This window comes from Devosia pacifica (genome assembly GCF_014652635.1).
In the GTDB taxonomy this organism is placed as follows: domain Bacteria; phylum Pseudomonadota; class Alphaproteobacteria; order Rhizobiales; family Devosiaceae; genus Devosia; species Devosia pacifica.
This window is the reverse complement of record NZ_BMZE01000003.1, coordinates 573,086-590,936: the sequence shown is the minus strand read 5'-3', so window position 1 is coordinate 590,936 and position 17,851 is coordinate 573,086. Positions and strand designations below refer to the sequence as shown.

The following is a 17,851-nucleotide window of genomic DNA, read 5'->3' as shown; positions in this document are numbered from 1 at the left end:
GTCATGGCAGAAATCCGGCTGAAAAACGTAACCAAGCGCTGGGGCGACTTCGTCGGCGTTCAAAAGTTTGATCTCGATATCGCCGACAAGGAGTTCCTTGTCCTGCTCGGCCCCTCCGGCTGCGGCAAGACCACGACCATGCGCATGATCGCCGGTCTCGAGGACATCACCGATGGTGAGATCTGGCTTGGTGATCGAATGGTCAACAAGCTCGAGCCGAAGGACCGCGATATCTCGATGGTGTTCCAGTCCTATGGGCTGTATCCGAACATGACCGTTTACGAGAACATTCGCTTCCCGCTCAAGGTGCGCAAGGTCCCGAAGGACCAGCACGATGAACGGGTGATGAAGGCGGCAGAGATGGTCGAACTCAAGGACTTTCTCGACCGGCGGCCGGCCGCGCTGTCTGGCGGGCAGCGTCAGCGCGTGGCGCTCGCCCGCGCCATCGTGCGCGAACCGACGGCGTTCCTTATGGACGAGCCGCTATCCAACCTCGATGCCAAGCTGCGCGTGTCGACGCGCGCCCAGATCAAGAACCTGCACCACACGCTCAAGACCACGACGATCTACGTTACCCACGATCAGATCGAAGCGATGACACTGGCTGACCGTGTCGTGGTGATGAACAAGGGCGTCGTCCAGCAGGTCGGCACGCCAACCGACATCTACGACAAGCCGGCCAACACCTTCGTTGCCGGCTTTATCGGCTCACCGGCGATGAACCTCGTCGACGGCGAGCTGCGCGATGGCGTATTTGAAGCCGGCAAGGTCCGGGTCACCGGCCTGCCCACCACGCACAATGGCAAGGTCACGCTCGGCTTCCGCGCCGAGGACGCCACCATCGTCCCGGAAGGCGGCGAGTTGAGTGCCCCCGTCTATTCGATGGAGCTCCTGGGCGATGCCTCGATGATCTCCTTCCGTGTCGGCGGCGAGCTGGTGTCCATCAAGGCGGCCAAGGACTACCGCGCTGAAATCGATGAACAGGTGCATGCCGCCATCCCGGCAGAGATCTGCCATCTGTTCGACAGCAAGACCGGCGCCCGCCTCGGCGCCTGAACAACAGAACTGAAAGTGCATTTATGTCTGTCGCGTATCTCAAATCCGGAAAGCCGGAAACCGAGCGGTCACAGGATGACACGCGGACCCGCGAAACAGTGGAAGCGGTTCTGGCCGACATCGAAACGCGCGGCGACGCCGCGGTGCGCGAGCTTTCTGAAAAGTTCGACAAGTACAGTCCGAAAGCCTTCCGCCTGAGTGCCGAGGACATCGATGCGCTGATCGCCCAGGTCTCGGAAAAAGACCTCGAGGACATCCGGTTCGCTCAGGCCCAGGTGCGCCGGTTCGCCGAAGCGCAGCGCGCCTCAATGACCGATATTGAGATCGAAACCATGCCGGGGGTAATCCTCGGGCACAAGAACATCCCGGTGCAATCGGTTGGCTGCTACGTGCCGGCTGGCAAGTTTCCGATGGTCGCATCAGCGCACATGTCGGTGCTTACTGCATCCGTCGCAGGCGTTCCGCGCATTGTCGCGGCGACACCACCGTTTAAGGGTGCGCCCAACCCGGCGGTCATCGCGGCAATGCACCTTGGCGGCGCCCATGAAATCTATGTGCTGGGTGGCATTCAGGCCGTCGGCGCCATGGCCATCGGTACCGAGACCATCGCCCCGGTTGATATGCTGGTCGGCCCCGGCAACGCCTTTGTGGCCGAAGCGAAGCGCCAGTTGTTTGGCCGCGTCGGCATCGATCTCTTCGCTGGTCCCACTGAAACCATGGTCATTGCCGACGAGACTGTCGACGCTGAAATGTGCGCAACCGACCTCCTCGGCCAAGCCGAGCACGGCTACAACTCGCCCGCGATTCTGCTGACAAACTCCGAAAAGCTGGCGAAAGAGACCCTGTCTGAAATCGAGCGCATCCTCACCATCCTGCCCACCGCCGAAACCGCGCGGGCCAGCTGGGAGGCCTATGGCGAGATTATCGTCTGCGACACCTATGAGGAAATGCTCGACACGGCGAACGAGATCGCGTCCGAACATGTGCAGGTGATGACCGACCGCGATGACTGGTTCTTGGAGAACATGCACTCATATGGAGCTCTGTTTCTCGGCCCGCGCACCAATGTTGCCAACGGCGATAAGGTGATCGGTACCAATCACACCCTGCCCACCCGCAAGGCCGGGCGCTACACTGGCGGACTATGGGTCGGCAAGTTCCTCAAGACGCATAGCTACCAGCGCGTAACCACCGATGAGGCCGCTGCCGAGATCGGCGCCTATTGTTCGCGGCTTTGCCTGCTCGAGGGCTTTGTTGGTCACGCCGAACAGGCCAATCTGCGCGTTCGCCGCTATGGTGGCCAGAACATCGGTTATGGAAAGCCTGCTGCCTAAAATGGACTTACCAGTCACCCCCAGTTTCACGCTCGACGGCAAGCGCGCCCTCGTTACCGGTGCGTCTTCCGGAATCGGGCTTGCGGCGGCGACTGCGCTTGCGCGTGCCGGCGCCTTCGTGACGCTGGCGGCGCGGCGCGAGGACAAGCTGCGCGACGTCGTTGAGGCGTTGGCGGCGGAAGGGGTGAAGGCCGAAGCACTCGTCCTCGATATTGCCAATGTCGGTGAAACGCAAAGCCGTATCGCGGCCAATGGCCCGTTCGATATTCTCGTCAACAGCGCCGGGACCGCCCGCCATGCGCCTGCCGCCGATGCGACAGAGGCGGATTTCGACGCGGTGATGGAGACCAATCTCAAGGGCGCGTTCTTTGTCACAAGCGCTGTGGCAAACGGCTTGCTGTCTCAAAACCGGCCTGGCTCGCTGATCAACATTTCCTCGCAGATGGGCCATGTCGGTGGCATCGACCGCTCCGTCTATTGCGCCAGCAAGCACGCGGTCGAAGGCTTCACCAAGGCGATGGCGATCGAGTGGGGACCGGCAGGCATTCGCGTGAACACCGTCTGCCCGACCTTTCTCAGAACGCCCCTGACCGAAAAGACCTTTGCCGACCCCGCGCGGCGCGCCTGGATCGAAGAGCGCATTAAACTCGGTCGGGCAGGGGAATTGAGCGACATCATGGGCGCTGTCGTCTATCTCGCCTCCGACGCCTCTGCCATGGTGACCGGCACGGCGCTGATGGTGGATGGAGGCTGGACGGCGGACTGATGGCAAACGAGAAGATTACATCCCTTGCGGTTGCTGAGTTGGCCGGCGTCAGTCAGTCGGCGGTGTCGCGCTTTTTCACACCGGGCACATCGGTCTCGAAAAAGACGGCTGACAAAATTCGCACCGCCGCCGCGCAACTGGGCTACCGGCCAAACATTCTCGCGCGGTCGTTGAAATCCGGCAAAAGCCGGATCATCGGGCTCGTTGTCGCCTATCTCGAAAACTACTTCTATCCAGAGGCCCTGGAGCGGCTTTCGGCAAGCCTTCAGAAGGAAGGCTACCACGTCCTCGTCTTCATGGCGGCGCCGACAGAAACCGATGTGGCGCAGGTGGTGCAGGAAATTCTCGACTATCAGGTCGATGGGATCGTTCTCGCCTCAACCGAAATGACCTCGGTCCTCGCTGAACGCTGCGAGGCCAATGGCATTCCCGTCGTGCTGTTCAACCGCGCGCAGGAAGACCCGCGCCTGTCGTCGGTGTCGTCGGACAATCGCACCGGTGGACGCATGCTCGCCAATCTGCTTGTGGCGGGTGGGCATGAGCGCATCGCCTATATTGCCGGAACCGAAAGCGCTTTGACTCAACGTGACCGCGAAGCCGGTTTTCGCGAGGGGCTGGCAGCAGCCGGCCGCGACCTATTCGCGCGCGAAGCCGGCGACTTCAAGTTCGAACAGGCGCAGACAGCGGCACGCAGGCTGTTTAATGCGCCGCAGCGCCCGGACGCGGTGTTCGTTGCCAATGACCACATGGCCTTCGCCGTCATGGACGTCGCCCGCTTCGAACTCGGACTGTCTATCCCCGACGACGTCTCGATCGTCGGCTATGACGATGTGCCGATTGCGGCCTGGCCCGCATATAACCTCACAACCGTCCGTCAGGATGTCGAAGCCATGGTCCGCGAGACGGTGGCGATGCTGATGGGCGCCATGGCCAACAAGCTCGACGAACCGCGCCGCACCGTTCTCGATGGCGCGCTTGTCATTCGCAAATCGGCGCGTACGCCGAAACCGATCTAACGGAGGTCGCAATAGACAGCTGGACATTTCACACAGTGCAGGGCGCCCTCCAGATGGCCCGCGCAAAGTGGCGTGGGCTGAGCACAACGCGCACCTGACACTCTGATCGACAGTGTGCGCAACCGTCGCACACACACCATTGAAATCACCTTCAGCCGCCGGAAGCAGACGTTTCCGCGAACGGCATCGCTTACCAAAAGAAAGGCCACCACCATGCTGACGCAACAAGAGATGGAAGCTCGCGTCGTGCGCTACGGGGAGTTGATCCCCTGCCGCACCGCCTTCATCGATGCGCATACGCCCGGCTCCAACCAGAAGGAAAACTTCACCATCATCGGTGGTGGCGTTTCCGAAAGTGCCGACCAGCATGTGCACATCACCGAAACGCCCGGCTTCAATATCGGGGCCGCCGGCCAGCCGCCGAAATGCCGCAACTCGCTGCATTCGCACCGCACCGCAGAGGTGTTCTTCGTCCTCAAGGGCCGCTGGCGCTTCTTCTGGGGCCGCTGGGGGACTGCAGGCGAAGTCGTTCTTGAAGAGGGCGACATCATCAACATCCCGACCGGCATCTTCCGCGGCTTCGAGAACATCGGTACGGACTACGGAATGATCATGGCCATTCTCGGCGGCGACGATGCCGGCGGCGGCGTCATCTGGGCTCCGCAGGTGATCGAAGACGCGCGTGATCATGGCCTGGTGCTCGGTGAGAACGGCAAGCTCTACGACACCAAGAACGGCGATGCACTTCCCGAAGGCGTCAAGCCGATGCCGCTCCTGACCGATGAAGAGCTCAAGGCCTTCCCCGAAACCCCGGTCACCGATGTCGTTCGCGATTATGTGGCCCGCTATTGGGATTTGATGGCGCTCGCCGGCAAGGCGCCTGCCAAGGTCATCGGCGAGAATGCGCTCTTGACCGACAAGCCCGGCTTCGAGGTGGATTTCCTGACGCGCGGCTCGATCCCAGAGACCCGTTACGAGAACCCGAACCATGAAGTCCTCATGGTCATGCGCGGCCACTGGACGCTCGAATGGGAAGGCGGCAAGACCGTTCTGGCCCCCGGCGACACGGCGGCAGTTCCGCCCGCGCTCAGCCACTCGCTGACGCCCTCGATGTCGGGCGAAGCGAGCCTTTATCGCGTCACCACGACCGATGATCCTGCCGGGCCGACCTGGCGCAGCTAACGAAACAGGCTGGCGCGTCGGATCATGGCGCGCCGCCACCACCGGAACGGGGAGGGGATATGCCCAGCATCAAGACAACCCATGTCGGCTCGCTGCCACGCAGCCAGGCTGTCGTCGATCAGATCTTCGGCCGCGAAAAAGGCGAGCCGATCGACCCGGTGCAGTTCGATGCGGTGATGACATCGGCAGTGTCCGAAACCGTGCGCAAGCAGGTCGAGGCCGGGATCAATATCGTCAGCGATGGCGAGACCTCGAAGATTTCCTACGCGACCTATGTGAAGGACCGCTATACCGGCTTCTCCGGCGATAGCCCGCGCAACGCGCCCGGTGATCTCAAGCGCTTCCCGAGCTTCATGAAACGGGCATCCTCCTCCGGCGGGACGCCCACCTACGCGCGCCCGCAATGCACTGGCGACATTACTTCGAAGAATAATGGCGAGCTGGACAAGGACATCGCCAATCTCAAGGCGGCGATGGCCGAACACGGCGTTGATCGCGGCTTCATGAATGCCGCCTCGCCCGGCGTCGTCTCGCTGTTCTTGCAGAATGCGCACTACAAGGACCGTGAGGCTTACCTGTGGGCGCTGGCTGATGCGTTGAAGGCCGAATACGAGACGATCGTCGCGTCAGGGCTCGATCTGCAGCTCGATTGCCCCGACCTTGCGCTGTCCCGCCACATGCTGTTCGAAGATCTCAGCGACGCCGAGTTCGTCAGGATCGCGAACCTGCATGTCGAAGCGCTGAACTACGCGCTCAAATCGGTGCCGCAGGACAAGGTGCGTATCCACATTTGCTGGGGCAATTACGAAGGCCCGCATGTCTGCGACATTGCGATGGACAAGGTCTTTCCAACGCTGATGTCGGCCAAGGCCCGCTATGTCTTGTTTGAAACCGCCAATCCCCGCCACGCTCATGAGTGGACGGTGTTCGCCGAGCGCAAGGCCGAGATTCCTCAGGATACGGTTCTGATCCCGGGTGTCGTCGATACCACCACCAACTTTGTCGAGCACCCGGAACTGGTGGCCCAGCGGATCGAACGCTTCACAGCAATTGTTGGGCCTGACCGGGTGATCGCCGGTTCCGATTGCGGCTTCGGCACTTTTGCGGGCTTTGGCGCTGTTGATCCCGACATTGCCTTTGCCAAGCTCGCAGCGCTCAGCGAAGGGGCGAAGATCGCTGGAGAGCGTGAGTGACACCACTGGTGCTCGTGCCCGGCATGATGTGCGATGCGCGCCTGTTCGCGCCGCAGATCGCTGCGTTCAGTGCCGGGCGGACCATCAGCATTGCCGATGCGTCCGGCTCTGACAACATTGCAGCGCTTGCCGCGCAGCTGCTCGACGAGGCACCGCCGCGCTTTGCCCTATGCGGGCTTTCGATGGGCGGCATCATCGCCATGGAGGTGTTGCGCCGGGCACCGGAGCGGGTCGAACGCATCGCGCTGCTCGACACCAACCCGCTTGCGGAAACCGACACGGTCAGGGCCGGCCGCGAACCGCAGATCGAGCGGGCCAACGACGGCCATCTGGCCGAAATCATGCGCGACGAGATGAAGCCGAACTACCTCGCCGATGGTCCCCGCAAGCAGGAAATTCTCGATCTGTGCATGGATATGGCGCTGGCCCTCGGCCCTGAGGTCTTCGTTCGCCAGTCGCGCGCACTGCAAACGCGCCGAGACCAGACCGACACACTCAGCGCCGCCCGGCTGCCGGCGCTGGTGTTGATGGGCGCGGACGATCAACTGTGCCCGTTGCACCGGCATACATTGATGCATGAGCTGCTCGGCGGCTCGATCCTCGAGGTGATAGAAGGGGCGGGGCATTTGCCGACGCTCGAACAGCCCGAGCACACGAACGCGGCGCTGAAGCGCTGGCTGGAGACATGATGGATAGCGAACTTTACGACCTCTTGCGCAGCGTCGATACACCCACGGTCTGCAACGCCATCGAAGTGGCCGAGGGCAAGCGCGGTTTCAACGGCTTCACACGCGGCACCATGCTGTGTTCTGCCCCCGAGGAGCCACCAATTGTCGGCTACGCGCTCACTGCCCGTATTGCCGCGCTCGAGCCGCCGACCGAAGATCCGGCGGTCATAAAGGCGCGCCGCATGGATTACTATCGCTATATGGCCGAGGGGCCAAAGCCATCAGTCACGGTGATCGAAGACCTCGACTATCCCGAGTGCATCGGCGCCTTCTGGGGCGAGATCAACACGACAGTCCACAAGGGGTTCGGTATTTCCGGCACGCTCACCAATGGGGTGATGCGCGACCTTGGCGATCTGCCTGAGGGCTATCCGGTGGTTGCAGGGTCTGTCGGCCCCAGCCATGGCTTCGTTCATGTCCGCGAAATCGGCGGCACCGTCGATATCTTTAACATGACGGTATCGCACGGTGATCTGATCCACGCCGATCGGCACGGCGCCGTCAACATCCCGCAAGCGGTCGTTCCAGTCTTGGCCCAGTCGATCCGCAAGTTGCTCGAAACGGAAAAGCTCGTCCTCGGCCCGGCGCGCGAAGAGGGCTTCGATTTCGAAGCGTTTGAAAAAGCCTGGGCAGCTTTCGAAGCTGCGCGCACATGAGGCCGAGATGAGCGATACCGCAAAAGACCAGAACAGCGAAACGCGCCTTCTGGCTGATCGGCTCGATGCTGCAGGACTTGCGGTTTCCCGAGAGAAGCAGGCCCGCATTCTGCCGGTCTTTCAATGGCTGCGCGCTGGCGCAGAGCGTTTGCAGCGCCTCGAAGCCGACGAGAAGACGCGATGAGCCTCGCTGACCTGTCTATCGCTGAGGCCGGGGAAGGGCTTCGCGCCAGAACCTTCTCGTCCGTCGAGCTGCTGTCCGCCCATCTCGAACGGATCGCCGCCCGGGACAGTGCGCTGCAGGCCTTCGTCACCCTCACCGAGGACCGCGCCCGCGCCGAAGCTGAACGAGCCGATGACGAGCTGGCACGCGGCGAAGATCGCGGGCCACTTCACGGCATCCCCTATGCGCTCAAGGATCTGATCGACACGGCTGGAATCCGCACCACCGGCGGCTCAAAACTGCACCTCGAACGCGTTCCGCAACGCGATGCCGATGTTGCCGGAAGTCTGGCGGATGGCGGAGCAGTGCTGCTTGGCAAATTGATGACCTATGAGTTCGCGCTGGTCGGCCCCAGTACCGATCTGCCGTTCCCCGCCGCGCGCAACCCCTTCAACCGAGATCATATCACTGGCGGCTCCTCCTCTGGCAGCGCCGCAGCAGTCGCTGGTGGGCTGGTGCGCACGGCGATCGGCAGCGATACCGGCGGCTCCATTCGCTCACCTTCGGCCTATTCGGGGTGTGTCGGTCTCAAGCCCGGATATGAGCGCGTCCCGCGTCGAGGCGTCATTCCCCTCTCGGAAAGTCTTGATTGCATCGGCCCGCTGTCGGCGTCTGTCAAAGACGCGGCACTGACCTTCGATGCCATCGCGACGCCCTCGGATTTTGACAGCGCTGCCGCTGAGATCGGTCGCGACATTGCCGGCCTGCGCATCGGCTATGCCCGGGATTGGTTCATAGATGATCCCGCCCTGCAGCCGGACATGGGCGTTGCAATGGATGCCGCCGCATCCGACCTGTCGATCCTCGGCGCGCGCATCGAAGAGATAGCGCTGCCCGACTACGAGGCGATGGAAGCGGCGGGCGCCATCATCCTTCACGCAGAGGCTTTGGCCTACCATCTCGACGACATGCGCAGCCGCTCAGCCGATTACGGGCGCCAGGGCTTCAACAGCCTTGCGGCCGGCGTTGCCGTCACCGGTGATGATGTCGAGCGCGCCCACCGGCTGGGCCGCAAATGGCGCAGCGAAATCGACGCGCTGTTCGCCCGGTACGACGCCATCCTCACCGTCACCACGCTGGCGACAGCGCCGGCGTTCTCGGCGTTCGATGGCGAAAGCCCGGTTTGGACGCCGATGCGCACCCTGCCGTTCAATCTCACCGGTCACCCGGTGCTGGCCCTGCCGATGGGGTTTGCCAACGGTTTGCCGATGGGCCTGCAACTGATCGGCCGCCATGGCGGCGAAGCACGCCTTTGCCGTATTGGTGCTGCCTATGAGGCGGGCACGGATCACTCGGCGCAAAAGCCGGTCTTCGCCGACTGAACTCACAAAAGAAAGCCGCCACATTTTCAGCGGCGGCTTTCATAGCAATACTCTGAAACCGATCAGCCCTTGATCTGCATCCGGTCGAGGCGCAACTGCGCGGCACGTCGATGGCCTTCAAGCCCTTCGCTGGCGCTCTGGCGCACTGCAGGCGGTGCCACCTGCTTCACGCCCTCTTCGGTCAGCCACTGGTGGGTGGCAATCTTGACATACGCACCGACCCACAACCCGCCGGTGTAACGGCCTGCTCCCATCGTCGGCAGCGTGTGGTTGGTGCCCGAGCACTTGTCGGAATAAACGACGCTCGCCAGCGTGCCGATGAACAGCGAACCATAATTGCGCAGCTTCAGCGCGAAATCCTTGGCGTCCTTGGTGTGCACCTGCAGGTGCTCTGCGGCAATATGGTCGGAATAGGCGATCATCGCCTCTTCGCTGTCGCAAACAACGATCTCGCCATAGTCGCGGAACGCCTGCCCGGCGGTCTCGGCGGTCGATAGCGTCTCAAGCTGCTTGTGCACTTCGGCCAGCGTCGCTTCGGCGAGTGCCTTCGACGTGGTGATCAAGCCGACGCGCGTGCGAATGTCGTGTTCGGCCTGCGCCAGCATATCTGTCGCCAGCATCTCGGCATCGCCGGTATCGTCGGCAACGGTGTAGATCTCCGACGGGCCCGCCAGCTGGTCGATGCCGATCGGTCCGAAAATCTGCCGCTTCGCCTCGTTGACGAACGCATTGCCCGGTCCGACGATCTTGTTGACTGCCGGCACGGTCTCGGTGCCGAAAGCCATCGCCGCGATCGCCTGCGCGCCGCCGATCTTGAAGATGCGATCTGCACCTGCAAGGTGGCAGCCGGCAATCATCGCCTTGTGCGCATTGGGCGGCAGGCAGGCAATCACCTCGTCGACCCCCGCGACCTTGGCCGGAACGATGGTCATGATCGGCGCCGACAGCAACGGATAGCGACCACCGGGCACATAGCAGCCAACGCGCTCAAGCGGGATCACTCGATGCCCAAGATGCACGCCCGGCAGCGTTTCGACCTCAAGAGACCCGATCGTGCCCAACTGCGCTTCGGCGAATTTGCGCACATTGGCAATCGCGAACTCGGTGTCGGCACGGGTTTCAGGGTCGAGTTCGGCCAGCGCCTGTTCGCGCTCGGCAGCCGTAACCTCGAACGCTGTCAGATCGGAGTTATCGAACTTGGCGGAGTACTTCGCCACAGCGGCATCGCCATTGGAGCGAACATCGGCCAGCACCTCGGCGACGGTTTCGACAATCGAGCTGGTATCGGTAATCGAGTCACGCTCTGGCGACTTTATCCAGGTGAGGCCGGTAATGCTGGTTTTCGCGGACATGCCGAATGCCTTGGTTTCGTATGCAGACAGTACGGTCGCTTCATTCAAGCCTTCATGGAGAGGTAGAAGCGACATTAGTGGAGTAATAATTGCATACGTTTGCAATTGCGTCCACTGGGCTTTCTCGTCGTGCAAAGGGTGCTGCACCAGATATAGGTGAGGAACCCTTGGTGTGTTCATCTGTTGGCGAAGGAGCAGTGCAGATCCGCACTTGGGGGTATAGAGTGCAAACGTCAGAGGCGAGACGCGGCGAACTGCTGACGGTTGTTGCCGGCTATTGCGGATTGATTGGCTGCGCTGCGGCGATAGTGTCCGATATCGCTGCCATCATCGCTTATCCGCCGCACAATCCGATAGCCGATACGATCAGTGCCCTCGCTGAAGGGCCTTACGGATGGATCCAGGACTGGGGATTGTACTTTTTCGCAGCCGCGATATTCGCCTGCGCTGTCGGGCTCGATCTTAATTTTGGCAGCAAGAGAGTCCTTATTGCGAGGCTTCTGCTTGGTGTGATGTCGCTGGTCATCGTTGCCATAGCAGGCGTCAATCAGGACATGCGTGTCACGGTGCCTGCGTCCAATCTGCACCTCGGCTGCGTACTGGCACTCTATGCCATACTGGTTATCAACAGTGGCCTGCTGGTCTCGCAGATCGCGCGGCTCAACCGCATCTGCGGCTGGCTGATCGGCGGTATCGGCGTGGTCTGGACCGTGCTGGCGCCGATATTCTTCATCGTGCCGACCGAATGGGACGGCGCATACGAGCGTTTTCTCGCGGTGCTTGCGATCGGCTGGGTCTCGACGATCTCCATCGTCCTTATCGGCTATGGAAAAGCCGGCGCGACCATGGTCCCCGACAGCGCCTGACACAGCCTCGCAGCGATTCTGAATGCTGAAGGACCACAGCCTAGCTCGCGGCACCCTCACTGAACGCGATCTGCACCTTTATCGCGCTTGAGCGGTCCGAGGCTGTCTCGAACGCCTTGATGGCCGCCTCAAGAGGTAGGGTATGTGTGATCAGCGGCCGAGTGTCGATCAGACGCTTCTGCATCAGTTCGACGCCGATTGCGTACTCTTCGTGAAAGCGGAAGCACCCTCTGAGGTCGAGCTCCTTGCTTGTGATGGTGAGCATTGGCAGCGACATGTCACCGCCCATTCCAAGCTGCAGGACGATTCCACGCGGCCGCATGGCAGCAATAGCCGCCCGCAACGCCGGTTGCGCGCCGGAGCATTCATAGAGAACGCCGAAATAGCCCTTGTCCGCCGTGTACTGTTCCAATGCGTCCGGATCTTTTGCGGTGTCGTGAACGATATCGGCGCCAGCCCGACGGGCAAAGTCGAGCGCAAGTTCCGACAGGTCCGTGGCAATAATCTCGGCCGCACCGGCCCGTCGTGCTGAAAGGATCGACAGCAGGCCGATCGGGCCACATCCGGTCACCAGGACCCGTTTGCCGAGCAGGTCGCCCGCGCGGCGCGTTGCATGAAGGGTCACGGCCAAAGGTTCGGCCATGGCCGCTTCTCCCGCGCTCAGCCCATCCGCGGGCACGCACTGGCTCGCCTGCGCCACCAGCAACTCGCGAAACGCGCCCTGAATATGTGGGAACGGCATCGCAGAGCCATAAAACCGCATGTTCAGGCACTGGTTCGCCAAGCCTTCTCGGCAATAGCGGCATTCGCCGCACGGGCGCGATGGCGAGACCGCTACCAGCTGCCCCTTGCTCAGCCCCGTCACGCCCTCTCCCAAAGCCTCGACATAGGCCGAAACTTCATGGCCGAGGATCATCGGCTCGCGCAACGAGACCGTTCCGAAGCCGCCATGGTGGTAATAATGCAGATCGGAGCCGCATACCCCACCACGCGCGAGGCGCAGTAGCACTTCGCCCTGTTTCGGGGTTTCTGCCTCGCGCTCTTCGAGGCGAAGGTCTTCGGCAGCGTGAATGACAATGGCTTTCATAACTGCCTGTTACCAGAGCGGCGTTGCGCTCGAAACCGAAACATTGGGCGCCCGGTATAGTTCGATGGCGGACTCAACCGACCTGCCTCGCACTTGTCTTCGGCAAGTCCATGAAATCTTAACACCAGACAGTTGCAATGTTGGTCGAGGATGCTCGAGGTGTGCGCTATGTCTATGATGGAGGGCAAACGGGTCGCAGTGGTGGATGATGATCCACCTATCTCTCCGTCTTTCGCGCTTGCTTGCAGAAGCGGCCGATCGGCTGCCAGCTCGAGTGCTGAACTTGGTCGTTCCCTTTGCGACAGCGGCTTCGCCGGCTTAGTCCACGGCACGTTTAATCGAGGAACGCATGAGCACGGTTGAGGCGCTTCAGGGTAGCGTGTCGCCGCTGCGCGACAAGTTTGCGCAACGCATGCGGCACGATGCTGCCGAACTCGAGACGTTACTATGCGATCCGAGCGTATCCGATTCAGAAAAGCACGAGCGTATACGGTTTCTGGCCCATCGGCTTGCTGGCAGCGCCTCGATTTTCGGATTCGCCGTGGTGGCCGACCCTGCAGCCGAGATTGAGGATGCGATCAACCAGAATGCGTCGGCCTCAAGCGTAGAATTGCTGACCCGGCGCCTGATCGTTCTTATAGAACGGGCGCTCGCTGATTTTGGCTGAACGAGGAATCCGTCGGCTCGATTGTGGCGCTTGCGGCAATCACCATGGCCGCGGATCCGTCCGTCTTGCCTAGCCGAGGAACTGTCGCACTTCGGCTGCCAGTGTCATCGGGTCGAACGGTTTCGAGATCACTCCAGCAGCACCGATTGCACGCAGTTCATGAACCTCATGCACCTGCGCTCGTGCGGTGATGAAGACTACCGGAATCGAGGCGAGCTCTGGATCGGCCTTGATGTGCTTCAGTGTCTCGGGACCATCCATCTCCGGCATCATGACGTCGAGCAGCACGAGGTCGGGTTTCCACTCCGCAGCAAGCGCGATGCCCTCGCGTCCTGACGAACTGGTGCGCACCTCAAGGTCCGCATCGAGCGACAGTGACAGTGAGGCCACCTCGCGCACGTCGTCATCGTCGTCGATGTAAAGTATCTTGTTGCCTGTAGCCACCTTGAACTCCCTGCAGTCGAGGTTACGAAGCCATCTTGAGATGGCGGTCGGCCATGGTTCGGATGGCGGAAATCACCTCATCGTCGCGATGCTTTGACTTAACCAGGACCGCGTCGAAACTGGCATGGTGTGCCTCCTCTGAGGCCGTGACGGCGACGATACTCCCACTCCAATCGGCCGGAAGAGTTGCCAGCAGGTCCAGTCCGTTTCCGTCCGGCAATTCGAGATCGAGAATGATCATATCGATTTCGCTGGTGAGCATGGCGCGGGCCTCTTCCAGCGAGGCTACGGACCGGACATTCAGAACGCCCTGCAAGGCGGTCCTGAGATAGGCGCAGAAATCCTCGTCGTCTTCGATGTGCAAGGCCAGTGGCAGGTTCCTGTCGGTGGCTTCTTCCGGCGCCTGAACGTCGTGGAGTGGGAAGTGGACGAAGAACGTCGTTCCCACGCCTTCCTCGGTTTCAAAGCTGATCTTGCCACCCATGCGTTCCACCAGTTGCCTGGTGATGTGAAGGCCCAGTCCTGTGCCGCCTTTCTTCCGAGTCGCCGAGGCATCGGCCTGGGAGAAGGGAGAAAAGATGCGGCTTGTGAAGGCGCTCGGGATCCCTTGACCCGTGTCTTTGACAAAAATTGTGGCGGCGTTGCCTGAGGCCACAACGCCGACCTCGACTATGCCTTCAGCTGGTGAGAACTTGACCGCATTGGAGATGAGATTGGCCATGATCTGCAGCAGCCGCGTCGAGTCGACGGACGCATGCAGCGGTGTGCTTGGCGTCTTGTCAGCCAGGGCGATCGAATAGTCGCTGGCAAATCCCAGATTCTCCTCGATTGACAGTCGCACGATCTCCGCGATGTCATGCGGACGATTGTCGAAGGTGATCTTGTCGGCATTGAGCTTTTCGAGATCGAGAATGTCGTTGATCAGGAAGATCAAGCGTTCGCTGTTCTTGTAGGCGATGCGCAGCAGGTGCCGCACATTGTCGGGAAGGGTATCGGAAAGCGACCCGACAATCAGTCCTAATGAGCCACGAATGGATGTGAGCGGGGTGCGCAATTCGTGGCTGACATTGGACACGAACTCGCTCTTGAGCGCGTCCATCTGCTTGCGGTCATTAATGTCGAGAATTTGCGAGATGAAGTAAGCCGGCTGTCCATAAATGTCCCGTGCCAGCGAGACACTGAGATTGCCCCAAAGTGCATGGCCATTCTTGTGGATGTAGCGCTTTTCGAGCTGGTAGGTGGAAATTTCCCCGCGAAGCAGTTTTTGCACCAGCTCGATATCGACGCCGAGGTCATCCTCGTGGGTGATCGATTGAAAATCCTTCTCAGCCAGTTCCTCGCGGCTATAGCCGAGAAATTGCACGACTGCTTCGTTTATCTTGAGCCAGCGTCCCTCGAGATCCAGCAGCGCCATGCCGATCGGGGCATTCTCGATGGCATCATCGAGACGCTGCTCGCTAGCGGCGATCTCTCTCGTCTTGAGTGCCACGGTTTCGCGGATTGCTTCTTCGCGCCGTGAAAATGAATGCAGGTAGAAGGCCAGAAGCGCTGTCAGCACGAGCCCGCCGACGACGATCAACAGAGCTTCATTGTTTGCCGCGCCTTGCTCGAATTGCGGGGTGCTCTGCCAGACAATAGTCCACAGCTGCCCGTAAACCGGCAAGGTCTGAACGACTCTGAAGCGTCCTGTCGGATTGGCTGCAGTATTGTCGTTGCTGGAGAAGATCAGCTGCTCTGCATCCACCCGCGACCCGTCATAAATCTGAACATCCAGGGTTTCGCCTTGACTGGAGGTCAAACCATCCATGAACAGATCTGCGATAAACGGTGCATAGACCCAGCCTCTAAAGGCACTGCGCCGCTGCAGGGTGTTGGTCAAGGGGACGCCCGTCTCATAAAGCGGGCGCAAGAATAAAAAGCCAGGGGTTCTGGTCTCGTCCTGAACCAGAAAAATCCGCCGCGTGATCGTCGGCTTACCCGAGTCCCGTGACCATATCGCCGCATCGTACCGGTTTTGTTCAAACGCAATATTGAGTCCCACTGCTTCTTCGTTCGCGGCAATCGGTTCGATGTAGCGTATGATAAAGTTTGCCGGAGCATCGACCTGCGGATGGGGCTGCAGATCAACGCCATCTTGTGCAGCGTCGCGCAGAAAAGCAGCCATGTCTTCGAACGGTACGCTGTCGACAAATCCCATGCCGTTGATGCCCGGCAGGGTCGAGCCGATATTGAGTGTATCGACATAGGCTCGCCATTCCGCCAACGTCACATCGTCGGTAGCTGCGAACAGACCGGCGCCACCGTCGAGGCCCTGCAGGTAGGATTCAAGCCGGAAACTGAGTGAGTGCTGATGATCCAGTGCCAAGCGCTCGAAAGCGTCTAGGCTGCGCTCATAGGCGGCGCTGCTGGTATACTTCCAGGCGTAAAACGTCAGTGCGAGCGGCACGAGAATAGCGAGAAGGGTAGGCAGCGAGAAGTTTGCGACGGCACGTTGCGACCATCTGATCGAGCGAGGGCTCCATGGTGCCAGAAGCGCGAGCGGCAGGACAATCACGACCCCAAGCAGGTCGCCAAGCCACCACGTGGTCCAGTTGGAGGTGAAAAGCGATGCTGGAATGATGCCCGCAAATAACAGCGCACCGACGCCGACCGTCGGCGCGATCAGGCAGCCAAGAGGGCCCACCAGCAACGCAAATCCCGCCAATTGCTTCGTCGCGGTGAAGGCAATTGGTGTGCCGAATACGCGTTTTGAGGCCGCCGATGCGGCGAATGCCTGCAGTCCAGCACCAATCGCAATGGTTCCTGCAACAGCCACACCCGTCCAGTTCTCAATTCTCGGTAGCTGAGCGAGGATACCGCCCGCGTAGAGGTTGACCAGAAACGAGCCGAGCATCACGCCTGGCAGCAGGCGGGGTCCGCAGACAAGAAGTCCTGCAAGGGCTGCCCCAGAGGCGGGCCACAGAACGGTCGCGTAGCCAGGCGGGACGGCGAGTTCAAGGCCGATCACGCCAAATGCCGTGTAAAGCACCAGCATCACCAGATTCGCCAGCCATGCCGGCACGCGCGAAACCTGCGCGCTATGGTCGCGATCAGCCGTGAATGGAAGATCTATATTCATGCTCGGAGTCCAGGATCATCTCATCGAACGACTTGTCGATGCTGCGAGGATGGGTCTTTAGACGACCGAGCTGCAGTCGCGGCGTGATCTGGACAGTACGCCCGTTGAGAGTGGTGGTGCTGGACAGGTGGTAGGACACCAAGTTGCGGAGTTGCTCGATTTCGGCAGCAGTCGGAGTTTTCTCGAAGATGAAGACCGAAACCCTGGTGCCGATCTGGGCAAAATAACCCCCGCTCACCGGCAGGCGGCCGAGCGAATCTATGAAGGAGCGCCGAACTCTCTCGGCCATGGTGTGTCCATACTGGTAGTGCAGTAGCGCGAACTCCTCGAGTTCGACGCGCAGATACATCATCTCTTCGATGCCCTGCTCGCGCTGCGCTTTCAAAAGAGCACTCTTGAGATAGCCGGGTGAGAGCATGCCGATGCCCGACGGCGGAGGGACAAGGGAGGCACCCGCTTCGCTTGCCCGGGTTATCGCGTCATGGATGGCAGAAGCCAGCGCGCCAATATCCAGATGCCGCTTGGGAAGGTAATCTGCAAAGCCGGACTTGAACGCCTGCACCGCGAGCTGCTCGTTGCCCACCCCGGTCAACATGATGATCGGCACCAGGGCCCCGTATTGCTCGCGCAGTCGCTGGGCGAGTTCGAGCCCGTTGGACTGTCCGAGATCATGATCAACGATTATGCAGTCTGGATTATGCACCATATCGTTGGAGTGCAGGTCGACATCGGACCGGCTCCACGCATTAGTGCCATACAAATCCTGCAGCTGCTGGGCGATCTGCTCGGCAAATAGCGTGTCATCATCGAATATGTGGACATGAGTGTTGCGAAGCATGAC

The 17,851-nt window shown here is 60.8% G+C and carries 17 protein-coding genes; 12 read left to right on the top strand and 5 right to left on the bottom strand.

Annotation, left to right across the window (positions count from 1 at the left end; all coding sequences use genetic code 11):
* Nucleotides 1-3: 3 nt before the first annotated feature.
* The 10 genes from IE127_RS15685 to IE127_RS15640 all read left to right on the top strand — a co-directional run bounded on the left by IE127_RS15685 (nucleotide 4) and on the right by IE127_RS15640 (nucleotide 9,476).
* Nucleotides 4-1,056 (top strand): ABC transporter ATP-binding protein, encoded by a 1,053-nt coding sequence (locus tag IE127_RS15685; RefSeq protein ID WP_189426642.1) that lies wholly within the window; start codon nucleotides 4-6, stop codon nucleotides 1,054-1,056.
* Nucleotides 1,057-1,079: 23 nt separating this feature from the next.
* Entirely contained in the window at nucleotides 1,080-2,390 is a 1,311-nt protein-coding gene (gene hisD / locus IE127_RS15680; protein ID WP_189426641.1) for a histidinol dehydrogenase, read from the top strand.
* A 1-nt stretch (nucleotide 2,391) separates the two neighbouring features.
* On the top strand, nucleotides 2,392-3,156 hold the full coding sequence (locus IE127_RS15675) for an SDR family NAD(P)-dependent oxidoreductase (RefSeq protein WP_189426640.1): 765 nt from the start codon (nucleotides 2,392-2,394) through the stop codon (nucleotides 3,154-3,156).
* On the top strand, nucleotides 3,156-4,172 hold the full coding sequence (locus IE127_RS15670; protein WP_189426639.1) for a LacI family DNA-binding transcriptional regulator: 1,017 nt from the start codon (nucleotides 3,156-3,158) through the stop codon (nucleotides 4,170-4,172). The genes IE127_RS15675 and IE127_RS15670 overlap by 1 nt, the downstream gene beginning before the upstream one ends.
* A gap of 213 nt (nucleotides 4,173-4,385) precedes the next feature.
* Nucleotides 4,386-5,354 (top strand): cupin domain-containing protein, encoded by a 969-nt coding sequence (locus tag IE127_RS15665; protein ID WP_244640229.1) that lies wholly within the window; start codon nucleotides 4,386-4,388, stop codon nucleotides 5,352-5,354.
* A gap of 59 nt (nucleotides 5,355-5,413) precedes the next feature.
* Nucleotides 5,414-6,547 carry a cobalamin-independent methionine synthase II family protein gene (locus IE127_RS15660; protein ID WP_189426638.1) on the top strand — a complete coding sequence of 378 codons (1,134 nt, stop codon included), beginning with the start codon at nucleotides 5,414-5,416 and terminating at the stop codon, nucleotides 6,545-6,547.
* Complete coding sequence (locus tag IE127_RS15655) at nucleotides 6,544-7,236, top strand: alpha/beta fold hydrolase (RefSeq protein WP_189426637.1); 693 nt, start codon at nucleotides 6,544-6,546, stop codon at nucleotides 7,234-7,236. Before IE127_RS15660 ends, IE127_RS15655 begins: the two co-directional genes overlap by 4 nt.
* Entirely contained in the window at nucleotides 7,236-7,931 is a 696-nt protein-coding gene (locus IE127_RS15650; RefSeq protein ID WP_189426636.1) for an RraA family protein, read from the top strand. Before IE127_RS15655 ends, IE127_RS15650 begins: the two co-directional genes overlap by 1 nt.
* 7 nt (nucleotides 7,932-7,938) lie before the next feature.
* Nucleotides 7,939-8,115: a hypothetical protein gene (locus IE127_RS15645; RefSeq protein WP_189426635.1), complete on the top strand. Its 177-nt coding sequence runs from the start codon at nucleotides 7,939-7,941 to the stop codon at nucleotides 8,113-8,115.
* Nucleotides 8,112-9,476 (top strand): amidase, encoded by a 1,365-nt coding sequence (locus IE127_RS15640; RefSeq protein WP_189426634.1) that lies wholly within the window; start codon nucleotides 8,112-8,114, stop codon nucleotides 9,474-9,476. Before IE127_RS15645 ends, IE127_RS15640 begins: the two co-directional genes overlap by 4 nt.
* A gap of 62 nt (nucleotides 9,477-9,538) precedes the next feature.
* Here the strand turns inward: IE127_RS15640 and hisD (IE127_RS15635) are convergent, their stop codons facing one another.
* Nucleotides 9,539-10,828, bottom strand: coding sequence for a histidinol dehydrogenase (gene hisD, locus IE127_RS15635; RefSeq protein WP_189426633.1), 1,290 nt, complete (start codon nucleotides 10,826-10,828; stop codon nucleotides 9,539-9,541).
* Nucleotides 10,829-11,052: 224 nt separating this feature from the next.
* On the opposite strand from hisD (IE127_RS15635), the gene IE127_RS15630 reads away from it, so the two are divergent.
* On the top strand, nucleotides 11,053-11,694 hold the full coding sequence (locus IE127_RS15630) for a DUF998 domain-containing protein (protein WP_189426632.1): 642 nt from the start codon (nucleotides 11,053-11,055) through the stop codon (nucleotides 11,692-11,694).
* Between the two features lie 40 nt (nucleotides 11,695-11,734).
* Here IE127_RS15630 and IE127_RS15625 read toward each other — a convergent pair whose 3' ends face one another.
* On the bottom strand, nucleotides 11,735-12,781 hold the full coding sequence (locus IE127_RS15625; RefSeq protein WP_189426631.1) for an L-idonate 5-dehydrogenase: 1,047 nt from the start codon (nucleotides 12,779-12,781) through the stop codon (nucleotides 11,735-11,737).
* 349 nt (nucleotides 12,782-13,130) lie between these two features.
* Here IE127_RS15625 and IE127_RS15620 point away from each other — a divergent pair, with 349 nt between their 5' ends.
* Nucleotides 13,131-13,448 carry an Hpt domain-containing protein gene (locus tag IE127_RS15620; protein WP_189426630.1) on the top strand — a complete coding sequence of 106 codons (318 nt, stop codon included), beginning with the start codon at nucleotides 13,131-13,133 and terminating at the stop codon, nucleotides 13,446-13,448.
* Nucleotides 13,449-13,517: 69 nt separating this feature from the next.
* Here IE127_RS15620 and IE127_RS15615 read toward each other — a convergent pair whose 3' ends face one another.
* The 3 genes from IE127_RS15615 to IE127_RS15605 are packed head-to-tail and all read right to left on the bottom strand — an operon-like array spanning nucleotide 13,518 to nucleotide 17,848.
* On the bottom strand, nucleotides 13,518-13,892 hold the full coding sequence (locus IE127_RS15615) for a response regulator (RefSeq protein WP_189426629.1): 375 nt from the start codon (nucleotides 13,890-13,892) through the stop codon (nucleotides 13,518-13,520).
* Between the two features lie 22 nt (nucleotides 13,893-13,914).
* Nucleotides 13,915-17,010 carry a CHASE domain-containing protein gene (locus IE127_RS15610; protein WP_189426628.1) on the bottom strand — a complete coding sequence of 1,032 codons (3,096 nt, stop codon included), beginning with the start codon at nucleotides 17,008-17,010 and terminating at the stop codon, nucleotides 13,915-13,917.
* Complete coding sequence (locus IE127_RS15605) at nucleotides 16,982-17,848, bottom strand: response regulator (protein ID WP_189426627.1); 867 nt, start codon at nucleotides 17,846-17,848, stop codon at nucleotides 16,982-16,984. The genes IE127_RS15610 and IE127_RS15605 overlap by 29 nt, the downstream gene beginning before the upstream one ends.
* Nucleotides 17,849-17,851: the final 3 nt, after the last annotated feature.

What these genes read in the sequence shown, in the direction of transcription:
- IE127_RS15670 (WP_189426639.1), top strand. Translation starts at nt 3,156, where the DNA reads ATGGCAAACGAGAAGATTACATCCCTTGCGGTTGCTGAGTTGGCCGGC.
- IE127_RS15645 (WP_189426635.1), top strand. Translation starts at nt 7,939, where the DNA reads ATGAGCGATACCGCAAAAGACCAGAACAGCGAAACGCGCCTTCTGGCT.
- hisD (WP_189426633.1), bottom strand. Translation starts at nt 10,828, where the DNA reads ATGTCCGCGAAAACCAGCATTACCGGCCTCACCTGGATAAAGTCGCCA.
- IE127_RS15625 (WP_189426631.1), bottom strand. Translation starts at nt 12,781, where the DNA reads ATGAAAGCCATTGTCATTCACGCTGCCGAAGACCTTCGCCTCGAAGAG.
- IE127_RS15610 (WP_189426628.1), bottom strand. Translation starts at nt 17,010, where the DNA reads ATGAATATAGATCTTCCATTCACGGCTGATCGCGACCATAGCGCGCAG.
- IE127_RS15685 (WP_189426642.1), top strand. Translation starts at nt 4, where the DNA reads ATGGCAGAAATCCGGCTGAAAAACGTAACCAAGCGCTGGGGCGACTTC.
- IE127_RS15640 (WP_189426634.1), top strand. Translation starts at nt 8,112, where the DNA reads ATGAGCCTCGCTGACCTGTCTATCGCTGAGGCCGGGGAAGGGCTTCGC.
- IE127_RS15620 (WP_189426630.1), top strand. Translation starts at nt 13,131, where the DNA reads ATGAGCACGGTTGAGGCGCTTCAGGGTAGCGTGTCGCCGCTGCGCGAC.
- IE127_RS15650 (WP_189426636.1), top strand. Translation starts at nt 7,236, where the DNA reads ATGGATAGCGAACTTTACGACCTCTTGCGCAGCGTCGATACACCCACG.
- hisD (WP_189426641.1), top strand. Translation starts at nt 1,080, where the DNA reads ATGTCTGTCGCGTATCTCAAATCCGGAAAGCCGGAAACCGAGCGGTCA.
- IE127_RS15660 (WP_189426638.1), top strand. Translation starts at nt 5,414, where the DNA reads ATGCCCAGCATCAAGACAACCCATGTCGGCTCGCTGCCACGCAGCCAG.
- IE127_RS15665 (WP_244640229.1), top strand. Translation starts at nt 4,386, where the DNA reads ATGCTGACGCAACAAGAGATGGAAGCTCGCGTCGTGCGCTACGGGGAG.
- IE127_RS15605 (WP_189426627.1), bottom strand. Translation starts at nt 17,848, where the DNA reads ATGCTTCGCAACACTCATGTCCACATATTCGATGATGACACGCTATTT.
- IE127_RS15675 (WP_189426640.1), top strand. Translation starts at nt 2,392, where the DNA reads ATGGACTTACCAGTCACCCCCAGTTTCACGCTCGACGGCAAGCGCGCC.